Source organism: Vibrio sp. 1562 (assembly GCF_033340155.1).
Taxonomy (GTDB): Bacteria; Pseudomonadota; Gammaproteobacteria; order Enterobacterales; family Vibrionaceae; genus Vibrio; species Vibrio alginolyticus.
In genome coordinates, this window is sequence record NZ_JAWOVY010000480.1 from 1 (window position 1) to 628 (window position 628).

1 protein-coding gene and 1 pseudogene are annotated in these 628 nt (G+C 47.6%); one reads left to right on the plus strand and one right to left on the minus strand.

Annotated features, from left to right (window positions below):
- Positions 1-372: hypothetical protein (locus tag R7Z49_RS25940; RefSeq protein ID WP_318112545.1), on the plus strand; the 372-nt coding region annotated here is incomplete at its 5' end.
- Positions 373-439: 67 nt separating this feature from the next.
- Here R7Z49_RS25940 and R7Z49_RS25945 read toward each other — a convergent pair.
- A pseudogene (locus R7Z49_RS25945) lies at positions 440-628 on the minus strand (N-acetyltransferase); the annotation flags it as partial.

Below are 628 nucleotides of genomic sequence, written 5' to 3' on the forward strand. Positions count from 1 at the left end.
GATGACTGGGAGCTGATCGCAACCAAGACCGTCAACTTCCAAACGGAGACAGACACCGTTACGCCAAATAGTCTGCTCAAAAACCGTAACTTCAGTAAAATCAAAATAAAGTGCATTCAAGGCACCGTCGATTTAAAAGACATCAAAGTCACCATGACCGACGGCAGCGAGAAAAAACTCACTTCAATGGGCACGCTCACCAACGGAATGTCAACGCGAGCTTGGACACTACCAGGAGCGGAGGACGCGAAACTTAAGCACCTTGAAATGAAATACAGCAGTTGGGGAAACATGAAGCTCGACGTGTTGGGTGTCAGCAAAAAAGCAAAAGTCGAAATCTGGGGCAAAAAGAGAACCAAAAACGCTCAATAAACGTCATGCTTGTCGATTGACTGATGAAAAGCAAACAGCCCGCTATTTCAGCGGGCTGTTTCAGTATTTAAAGCTCTGAGAACTCTGGCGCGTAATCAATGCGTCCAGAACGTCCTGCACATTGGCCTTCGACGAGTTCAGCTACTCGAAACGCACCTTCAGGCACTTCCCAAGCGCATTCAAAGCCCATCTCTTCACCAGCATTGAAACCTTGTCGTGCATAGTAGTTAGGTTCACCCAACACGACACAGACTGG